We start from the raw sequence: 9,015 nt of genomic DNA on the forward strand, positions 1-9,015 counted from the left end.
CGTTGGCGGAGATCATCTCTGGGCCGAACGCTTCGACCGAAATCTCGCAGACATTTTCGGCGTACAGGACGAAGTCACAGACAAGATCGTCGAGGCCCTTGTTGGACGCTTGGCGGCATCAGCGTCACGCAACCGTCCGAAGAGCCTGGAGGCTTACGACCTTTGTGTCCGTGGGCGAAGTCTGGTCTCAGCGTTCAACAGTTCTCCAGAAGCGCTGCGCGAGGCCCAGATACTCTTGAACCAGGCAGTCTCCATCGACCCCGAATATTCGGAGGCATTTCGCTGGCTGGCTTTTGTTTACTGGCAATTGTGGGCGCAGAGCATCGAACCCACGGGAGAGAACCGATCACGAGCCCTTGAACTGGCCCGCCAGGCGGTAGCATTGGACGAGAACGACGCCGCCGGTCATTGGTTTATCGGATTTTTGTTAGCCAACGAAAAACGCTGGCCCGAGTCCGATGAAGAGTTCGCAGCCGCCTTCGCGCTGGAACCAAACAATGCGGATGCCCTGGCCATCTGTTCGGAGCTTGCGGCGTTCGCAGGTCGCCCATCGGAAGCGATCGAACTGATCCAAAGGGCGCTTCGACTGAATCCGCACCCGGCCGGGTGGTATTATTGGCAGCTTGGACTCGCGCATTACGCGGCCTGCCAATATGAAGAAGCCGTCAAGATTTTGCGCATGGAGACGATCTACCGCAGCCCCTCGCGCCGCATACTGGCGGCTAGCCTTGCCCAACTCGGACGCAGAGACGAGGCGATGCGTGAGGCAGCCCTTTTCATGGCGATGACCCCGAAATTCACGATTACGCACTGGGCCGCGGCACAACCCGCCCGCGACATGGAAACAGTCCAGCGGTTCGTCGAAGGCTATCGCATGGCCGGATTGCCGGAGTGAGTGCTCATCGGGCGTTGAGCGCTATTGCTTCCCGTCACTCTCGACTGGGCAGGTTGACAGCTCCTGGCACGTGGGATCGCCCGAAGCTCACCGAGCTGCGCACATCAAGCAGTTTGACACCACCGTCATGCAGTCGCTTGGCCGTCTGGGCGTCGATCTTCGTCGCGCCGGTCACGTTGTACTCGCCGTTCGTCTTGCTCACCAAGCGCGCATAGTCCTCAGTACGCCGCCTGGTTCGGCCATGGCCTCCAGCCGGGCCGCGACATTGACGCCGTCTCCGAATATATCGTCCTGGTCAGCTAAGACATCTCCGAGGTTGATAGCCATGCGGAAAACCAGTCGGCGATCTTGGGCAACATCCTCGTTCCGCTCGGCTGTCGCTCGCTGGAGGTCAACGGCGCAGCGCACCGCCTCGATGGGGCTTGCGAATTCCGCTAGGAAGCCGTCCCCTGCGGTCTTGAAGATGCGCCCGGCCGAACAATCTCGCGCAGCAGCCCCTGCAGCCGCTCGTGGGCACCCTCCTCGTCGCTCTCCATCAAGCGGCTGTAACCTGCGACATCAGCCGCAAGAATGACTGCCAGCTTCCTTTGCGGCCCGGCAGAAACCAAGGGGGTTCGTCGTCGTCCGGCATTGGAGGAGGTTACGCCGCGCAAGTTCTGCCTTCAACAGGGATCACGGTTACGGTGGCGATTGCACTAGGGGCTAGAGCGACATCGCCAGGATCGAAACGGCTGCGACTATCACGATGAACATCAAGACGCGCCTATATTGATTGCCGCCAAAGCATCGTCTGGATCAAAGGTCCGGCTGTCGCCGCAGCCTGAAAGGGTGCCATCGTCCTCCTTCCATTCGGGACCGGACATGCTTCGCGTAAGATGCCGCGTCTCTCGGCCGTTTCGCACGGTGTCGAGTCCTGTTGCAGTAACGGCAAGCGGCGACCACGTTGCGCTCGACATCGGCCCCTGCTTTGCCTCTTTCGTGGAGATGCTCCGCGGTGCAGCGGTATCGCAGCGCCTCCCCCAATGACAGAGAGAAACGCTCACCGAATGCCCTTGGGTCTTCGTCCCACATGGGTTCTCGGCAGTAGTAGCAATGCCATTGTTGACCTTGGGCGGCTTTGTTCCTGAGCTTTTTTATCTTGCGACTGTTTCTCATGAGGACACGTCCTTTGCTTCATCTCTGAAGCGGACGTGCAGCGAACCTCAGAAGGGTCGCCCCTCAGTTGGGAGGAGAATCCTCGCACAAGACGACGCATCTAAATGCGCCACTCCGCAGTCCTTGAACGGTCGATCGCCATATTGGGCAACTCGCTGGGGAGCCTTGATCAGCCCCAGGCAAGCTGATGTCTTGCCTCCGCTGTCTCAGGCTAGACAAAGCGTTGCGATTGTCAACTATCTCGCTTCCGCGCCCTACCTGCAGCGCCGCCGGTCATTCGCCGAAGACGAGGTCAATCATGGCTCCGAGTCATGGAGGCTCGCCTGGGACGACCCTGCTCCGGGAACCTTCACACGATCGCCCGTTAATGCAGCCAAGCACATCCCCGTTTCCCTATTCATCGGAAACAACTTTCGGGCGGTGCGCTGGATGACGACTTTGCGGCCCACAGCAGACGGCGATGCGGAGCTACCCCGCCAGAGGGGCTTCCATGAAGATGAGATGGTTGCGCAGTTCAGGAGGTGCTTCGTAGTAGGGCGCGATCTCCTGGAATCCGAGAGAGCGGTAGAGGCTTAGCGCCTCATCGTGGTTGCGGCCGGTATCCAGCCGCATGGTGGTGTAGCCCCGCTCAGCAGCCACGCGCACGATGTTCTCGGCGAGGCGGCGGCCCAGCCCTAAGCCTCGGCCCTCGGGGCTGATGAACATGCGCTTCATCTCGCATGTGTGTTCGTCGATCCGCTGCATCATCACACAGCCGACCGCCTTTCCGTTCAGGCGGGCAACAAGTATCTCCCCATATGGAGCCGAGTGTATCCTCGGCAGGCTGTCCAGGAGCGCGGTCCATTCTTCTGGCGTGTAGTAGCGGTCGACGAACCAAGCGTTCTCGCCATAGCGCGACCGGCACCAGTCGATGAAGCCGTTGCACAAGCCTCGAATGGCAGGGAAGTCGTCAGGTCTGGCTGGGCCGATCTCCGAGTTCTGTTCCACCTCTACGCCCCTCTCACGAATTCTGCATCGGCAAAGCGGGTGCTCCTTCCCGAGTTTTGCTGCGCAACGAAATGACGTGATGTGCCATTAACGGCGAGACCAGTATTCTTCGTGGAGTTTCGCCGCCTCGCCCGCAAGCATGGGGCCGACGACCTCCGTTGGGCGCTGACCGGCGGCGAACACGATGTGGCAGGGGAGATCAAGCGTCGGATTTTCCACGTGGTCGCCCGTCAGTTGTTTCATCTCTCTTTCGGACAGGCCAAACACGACGCGCCCTATGCCTGCCCAATAGATCGCGCCGGAGCACATGGCGCATGGCTCCGCGGATGTGTACATCGTGCATCCGGCAAGAAAATCCAAATCATAGGCTTTGCCGGCGCGCGTGGCGAGAAGCCGCTCCGCATGGGCCGTGCGGTCGCCACCTTCCGAACTGTAGCCATTGCACTGTTCCAGTAAAACATTGCCATCATGGTCGGCGAGAATTGAACCAAAGGGGTGATCCCCGCCTTCACGCGAACGCCGCGCCACATCGAAGGCCTTCCGCAAAAGTGACTCATCATAGGGCCGTTTGGTGCTTACCATTTTGCGAGCTCCTGAGAGTTATCGCAGTTCATTCACCATCAATGTTTCCCCGGTAACGGAGCGGGTAATTTGTGTTCTCCGCCAAGCAGAAAGTTGCCACTTCCCGGCGCTGGTTACTGACTTTCCCCCATGAACAGGTATCAAAAATCAAGTTTGATCCTTTTTGAATTTGTCAGCAAGACAGATCGAAGGTGTAAGCTCGTCAGAGAACGATCGGGGGACGGGTGGCAGTTGCTACCTAATTGCGCAATTTTCTGTGTCGGCCTCTGCGGCCCTCCAAAAGATCAGACGCTGTAGAAAACGGACTTTTTCACCAGTATCCGCCATTTGCTGACTTTACCGCCGCATCCCCGAAGACGGCCTGCGCGCTACGGCTGGAGTGGGGATCATCCCATGCAAGCCTTCCCGAGGCGGCACCACGAGGCAAGCCTCTCGAATGGCGGTACAGCCGCCTACCCACCAACGCATCCGTCAATTCTCTTACGGGAATTGTGGGTCAACGTTCATACTTATTTCAGTCACCAATTTGCGGCGGAGAGCCGTGGCGTAGTCGCTTGGACCCGTCGGCTTCATTACGAAAGCCTCGGGACCACCAATGACATAGTCGGCAAAATAGGATGCCAACTGATGGCCAGGATTTTCGTCCTGGGCTGGAATAGCAATCGCGTTGATCGTGTATCCTTTGGCAATTGCCTTCAGCCTGCTCGGCTGAACAGGAAGCCCGTCGTTATTCTCGCCATTGGCGGAGATGTCGATTATTTTTTTGGTGGCCCTTCCTGGAAACTGATCGAGAAACAGGCTTGCAACGTCGATGGCCGAGGAAACGGACGTGCCGCCTCGCCCCCCGCGGCTAAAGCCAGTGTCCCCCCTCTCGTTGATTACCAGGGCGGCTGCTTTGGCATCTTCAAGCCCGCAGATATTCGTCCAGGGCAGCACGGTCCTTATGCGCCCCGGACTCGCCCATTCAAAATACGCAATGCTGATGCAACCAAGATGATTGCCGGTAATGGCCGCAACGATCTCGGGCGAAGTAAGGGCCGCGGCATGTCCCTTGCGCTGCAGGTCGGCATTATCTGGGTCGATCGAGGATGAGAAATCGACCGCGAATACGATGGCGGCATCAACATCGGCGGCATGTGCCTGCAGCCCCCAAAACACGGAAGCAAGCGTCCCCGCCAGTCTCAAGAATGAGTTCACGCTCATTGTTGGCCCCTCCAGTTTCTTGTTCCGTCAATATCAGCAGGCGGGACATGCGATGTTTCTGCAGACACTCGTCGTATCGGGATGCGCACGGGTTCTCAGTCTGCCACCGCCGGCTTGCTGATTTCGGTCCTGTTGGTCGACAGAGACAGCAAGGTGATTGATCCAAATACGAGCGCTGCACCGACTGCACCGACCGGCGACAGCCGTTCGCCGAGAAATATGGCCGCGCCAATCGCTCCGAACACGCTCTCCGCGCTGACGATCACGGCGGCATGGCTGGCGGAAGTGAAGCGTTGAGCGATTGTCTGGATGCCGAAGGCGGCTGCGGTCGAGAAGATGCCGAGCACTGCGAGTTCCAGGCCCGCATCTTTGATGGCAGCCGGCGATAAATTGCCCTGAAGAGCGCCGAGGGGCAGAGTGATCACGGCCGCGGCGAGGAATTGAGCGGCAGCCGTCGTTACCGGCGCGCCGTGGGTCTGCATGTGGTGGCCAAGCTGCACCATCCAAAGCGCGTAACACGCGGCCGAAAGTATCGCAGCGAGATCGCCCTGATTGAAGCTGTCGGTCAGGCCTCCGGACAGCAGCAGCACTCCGACCAATGTCGTGGCGGCCACAAGCCCGCCGATCGCTGTCGGGCGCGCGCCAATCAGCAACCAGGCCACGAGCGGTGTCATCACCGTTGCAGTGTTCACCAGGAAGCTCGCATTGGTGACCGAGGTGCCGAGATAGGAGACCTGCTGGATGGCGATGGAAATTGAAAACAGCATGCATACTTTGATGAGACTCATCGAGTAGCCTGGTCCAAATTTTCTTCTCCATTCGAGCATCGTCAATGGCGCGGCCATGAGCCCCGCGATCAGGCAGCGCATACCCACGGCGCTGAGAGGATCGAGATGATTCAACACGGTCTTCTGTGCAACATTACCGAAACCCCAAAAGGCGGCGGCAAGCAGAAGCAGACAGTTGGCCTGTACCTTCGACATGTGGATGTCTCGACAAAACTTGCGCCAAAGGGGCGGATGTCTGCTTGCTAACCGTCTGCCAACTGAGTGCGATGCCGGCCGACGATCAATTGGAGCCTCAGCTCCTCGAACTTCCGCTTTAAGCCGCTGACGATCGATAGAGACGCGTTGTTCCAGCCCTTGCGGGCGGCATTGGCTAGGTTGTCGGCACGTACGCGAGTGCTGGCCGTTTTCACGTCTGGTTCCAGCAACGGCCCGCATCCGTTTGCGAACCACGGCATCTTGGCGTTGGAAAACTCAAGATCGTGCATGTCAGCACTATGGAAACAGATCGTACGGCCCCCGGCCGATTGCGGCTTGTTGCAGCGCGAATCTTGCAACGTGTGCGTCTGCGGTGCGATCGGACAGATGCAGTATTCGACCTACTGCATCTGTAGTATTCTCCTGAACGGCAGCGAAGAAGCTTCCTGGGACGGGGGTCACCATGATGCTCGGTCACACTTCGAAAGCTCAGGCGCTCGATGCCTTGTCGAATCGCGAGCGCGCGATCGCAGAAAAATTCGCGTCCGGCCTGACCTACCGTGAAATCGGCAAGGCACTTTTCATTGCCCCGACCACTGTTCGCACTCACCTCGCGACCATCTACGAAAAACTTGGAGTGCATAGCAAGATCGGGCTCGCGGCGTACTTTACCGGCACCTCCGCAGCGCAGCCAGACGCCCTTTTACCTTTGTCTGACGCCCCGCCGGTGCTCGCCATATTCCCAATCGAATGCTTGAATTCCGAAGAGCGATGGCTCCGCCTTGCCGACGGACTGTCGTCAGATATCACGATAGACATGGCGCGATACGCGGGGTTGCCTGTCATCGCTTTCCACACAATGAAATCGCTGGGTAGCAAGCCGGCCGATTTCGCGGCGGACGGCAAGGCGCTAGGCGTCACCTATCTCGTATCGGGCCGGTTGCGCGCGGACGACAATAGGATTCGGTTGACGATCGAGCTTGCCGACGCTCGCACCGGCGTCAGCCTGTGGCGCGAGCGCTACGACCGCCCAGTCGAGGATGTTTTCGCGCTGCAGGACCGCCTGGCGGAAAGCATCATCAATGTGCTCGCCGGCAGTTTCGGCACGCTCGCCACGGTCGGCCGCAAGGCTGTTCGCCGCAAGCCGCCGGCCAGTTTGGGTGCCTACGACTGTTATCTGCTTGCGCTCGAACAGCACACTACGTTCAGCCGCGCCGGGAATGCCGAGGCAATCCGCCTGTTTTCACGCGCGCTGGAACTTGACCCTACCTTCGCCAATGCCTGGGCCGAGCTCGGCTATGCCTATTCGATGGAGGCCTGCAACGGCTTTGGCGACGATCTGCTAACGTCGATCGAAAACTGGCGGACGGCGGTTGAAAACGCGCTGCAGCTCGACCCGACGGACAGCTGCGCCTACGCTTCCCTTGGCGATCTCAGGGCATGCCTTGGCGACCTCGAGGGGGCGGAGCGCGCGCATCGGCGTGCATTCGAATACGGTTCCAACCACGCTGGCATACTGGCGCTGCTGGCCGGCAGCAGGGCTCTTGTTGTCGGCGATCCGTCCGAGGCGATTCCGCTCATGGAGCGCGCAATGCGACTCAATCCGCTGGCCCCGCCCTGGTATTTCGCCATGCAGGGTCGCATCCTCTTCGTCGCCGGCAGGCATGCGGAGGCCATTGCAGCGCTCCACAGAAGCGCACCGCAGTCGCCGGACGTGCTTATGTTCCTGGCGCTTGCGCATGCGGCCGTGGGCGAGACCGGCGAGGTGGCCAAGGCTACGGCTCGCTTGAAAGCTGAATTTCCCGACTTTTCCGTGGAACGCTTCATCGCGGGCCGTCCCGTGACGAACCCGGATGCCGTGCTCGCCATTCGCCAGGCCTCCGCATTGGCGGGGCTCGCTTGAACTCCCCGCTTTTCGCGCGAAACACGGCATCGACCAGCAGCGTGCCGTGGCCGGTGCGGCATGCCGATGGAACCCAACGATCCAGAAGGATCGCAATGGGTGGAAAACTTGCCGTTCGGCGGAGCTCTCCGAAGTACTTGGTTGCGCCAAGAACTGCCGTTCGGCGTCGGAAGCTTTACCTGTCACGAAAGCGTATCTAGCCGCGGCTCAGTCGTCTCGGGCCCGCCCATTCTCGCCTCTGGCCTCGTTAGCCATAATTATCCTTGCCAAAAGGTCTCTAAGCGATTCCCGCTCGTGATCTGACAAGGGAGCCATGGCGCGGTCCAAAACGCCATCCATTGCCGGGCGCAACCGCGGATAAAGCTCGGCACCCGATTGTGTCAGCATCAGCCCAAGAGCGTTCCGCCTGTCCAATTTTGATAGCTGCTGAACCAACCCGTGACGCTCCAGTCGCTTGATCATTCGCCGAGCGGTCCCGGCGTCAATACCAACTCGCTTTGCAAGCACGCGCTGGCTGATCCCCGGCGCATCGCCGAGCGATGCAAGTATTGCAAACTCGATCGGCTCCAGGCCCTCCCGTCTGGAGACCTCCGTCAGCGCATCGCGGAAGATCGTGTGGCAGCGCCTTACAAGATTGGCCTCATTATTTCGATGGATCGGCGGAATGGAATACAACGATGGTGGCCCCGCCGGCCGAGCGATATACGCGTGGACTGGCGTATCGAGGTTCTTGACCCGCTGTGGTCCAAGGTCTTCGAAATGCACCGGGAAGATTCTGCAGACATACTCGTGGGCGGTTGCCGAGAGGCATACCAGTCCAGGCTCAGCCAAAGTCTGCATACGGGCAGCGATATTTACTCCGTCGCCGAACAGGTCGCCATTCCTGATCATTGCCTCTCCGACATGTATGCCAATACGGAACACTACACGTCGCTCGTCAGGAACTTCCGCATTTACGTTGGCGACTTTCTCCTGGATGTCGAGTGAACATCGAAGAGCATCTACAGCGCTCGGGAACTCAGCCAAAATGCCGTCCCCCGCGGTGTTGGCAATACGACCGCCGTGTTGCGGGATAAGGCGGTCGGTCATCTCCCGATGAGAGGCGAGGAGACGTAACGTCCCGACCTCATCGGCGCTCATCAATCGGGTGTAACCCGCGACGTCAGCCGAAAATATCGCTGCAAGGTGTCGTTGAACGATAAAGGCAGGCCTCGACAAGCGCACAGTCCCCCCGCCAAGATACATGCAACACACGCTGCCCTGTAGAGCGACAATCTGGCTGAGATCAGCGCGACAATCTGGATGAG

At 59.4% G+C, this 9,015-nt stretch carries 11 protein-coding genes; 2 read left to right on the top strand and 9 right to left on the bottom strand.

What is annotated here, in order from left to right:
- Positions 1-895 (top strand): tetratricopeptide repeat protein (locus N181_RS03165; RefSeq protein WP_483439684.1); only part of this gene is annotated, 895 nt, incomplete at its 5' end.
- Between the two features lie 34 nt (positions 896-929).
- On the opposite strand, the gene N181_RS30860 is transcribed toward N181_RS03165, so the two are convergent.
- The 8 genes from N181_RS30860 to N181_RS03190 form a co-directional block, all read right to left on the bottom strand.
- Positions 930-1,097 (bottom strand): rhodanese-like domain-containing protein, encoded by a 168-nt coding sequence (locus N181_RS30860; protein WP_162267705.1) that lies wholly within the window; start codon positions 1,095-1,097, stop codon positions 930-932.
- Complete coding sequence (locus N181_RS34470) at positions 1,094-1,303, bottom strand: adenylate/guanylate cyclase domain-containing protein (protein WP_234886020.1); 210 nt, start codon at positions 1,301-1,303, stop codon at positions 1,094-1,096. Before N181_RS34470 ends, N181_RS30860 begins: the two co-directional genes overlap by 4 nt.
- A 387-nt stretch (positions 1,304-1,690) precedes the next feature.
- On the bottom strand, positions 1,691-2,050 hold the full coding sequence (locus N181_RS35450) for an HNH endonuclease (protein WP_081318975.1): 360 nt from the start codon (positions 2,048-2,050) through the stop codon (positions 1,691-1,693).
- Positions 2,051-2,518: 468 nt separating this feature from the next.
- Positions 2,519-3,037, bottom strand: a complete 519-nt coding sequence (locus N181_RS03170; protein ID WP_060563231.1) for a GNAT family N-acetyltransferase — start codon at positions 3,035-3,037, stop codon at positions 2,519-2,521.
- Between the two features lie 87 nt (positions 3,038-3,124).
- Positions 3,125-3,619, bottom strand: a complete 495-nt coding sequence (locus N181_RS03175; protein ID WP_060563232.1) for a nucleoside deaminase — start codon at positions 3,617-3,619, stop codon at positions 3,125-3,127.
- A gap of 480 nt (positions 3,620-4,099) precedes the next feature.
- Positions 4,100-4,822 (bottom strand): DUF1194 domain-containing protein, encoded by a 723-nt coding sequence (locus N181_RS03180; RefSeq protein ID WP_060563233.1) that lies wholly within the window; start codon positions 4,820-4,822, stop codon positions 4,100-4,102.
- A 95-nt stretch (positions 4,823-4,917) separates the two neighbouring features.
- Positions 4,918-5,805: a DMT family transporter gene (locus N181_RS03185; protein WP_060563234.1), complete on the bottom strand. Its 888-nt coding sequence runs from the start codon at positions 5,803-5,805 to the stop codon at positions 4,918-4,920.
- Positions 5,806-5,852: 47 nt separating this feature from the next.
- Positions 5,853-6,095: a hypothetical protein gene (locus N181_RS03190; RefSeq protein ID WP_153451330.1), complete on the bottom strand. Its 243-nt coding sequence runs from the start codon at positions 6,093-6,095 to the stop codon at positions 5,853-5,855.
- 173 nt (positions 6,096-6,268) lie between these two features.
- Here N181_RS03190 and N181_RS03195 point away from each other — a divergent pair, with 173 nt between their 5' ends.
- Positions 6,269-7,708, top strand: a complete 1,440-nt coding sequence (locus N181_RS03195) for a LuxR C-terminal-related transcriptional regulator (protein WP_060563236.1) — start codon at positions 6,269-6,271, stop codon at positions 7,706-7,708.
- A gap of 207 nt (positions 7,709-7,915) precedes the next feature.
- Here the strand turns inward: N181_RS03195 and N181_RS03200 are convergent.
- A partial coding sequence (locus tag N181_RS03200) for an adenylate/guanylate cyclase domain-containing protein (protein WP_210172808.1) occupies positions 7,916-9,015 on the bottom strand: 1,100 nt, incomplete at its 5' end.

This window comes from Sinorhizobium fredii USDA 205 (assembly GCF_001461695.1).
GTDB lineage: Bacteria > Pseudomonadota > Alphaproteobacteria > Rhizobiales > Rhizobiaceae > Sinorhizobium > Sinorhizobium fredii.

Excerpts from the sequence above, each read along its gene's own strand:
- N181_RS03195 (WP_060563236.1), top strand. The coding sequence starts at position 6,269 with ATGATGCTCGGTCACACTTCGAAAGCTCAGGCGCTCGATGCCTTGTCG.
- N181_RS35450 (WP_081318975.1), bottom strand. The coding sequence starts at position 2,050 with ATGAGAAACAGTCGCAAGATAAAAAAGCTCAGGAACAAAGCCGCCCAA.
- N181_RS03185 (WP_060563234.1), bottom strand. The coding sequence starts at position 5,805 with ATGTCGAAGGTACAGGCCAACTGTCTGCTTCTGCTTGCCGCCGCCTTT.
- N181_RS03190 (WP_153451330.1), bottom strand. The coding sequence starts at position 6,095 with ATGCACGATCTTGAGTTTTCCAACGCCAAGATGCCGTGGTTCGCAAAC.
- N181_RS03175 (WP_060563232.1), bottom strand. The coding sequence starts at position 3,619 with ATGGTAAGCACCAAACGGCCCTATGATGAGTCACTTTTGCGGAAGGCC.
- N181_RS03180 (WP_060563233.1), bottom strand. The coding sequence starts at position 4,822 with ATGAGCGTGAACTCATTCTTGAGACTGGCGGGGACGCTTGCTTCCGTG.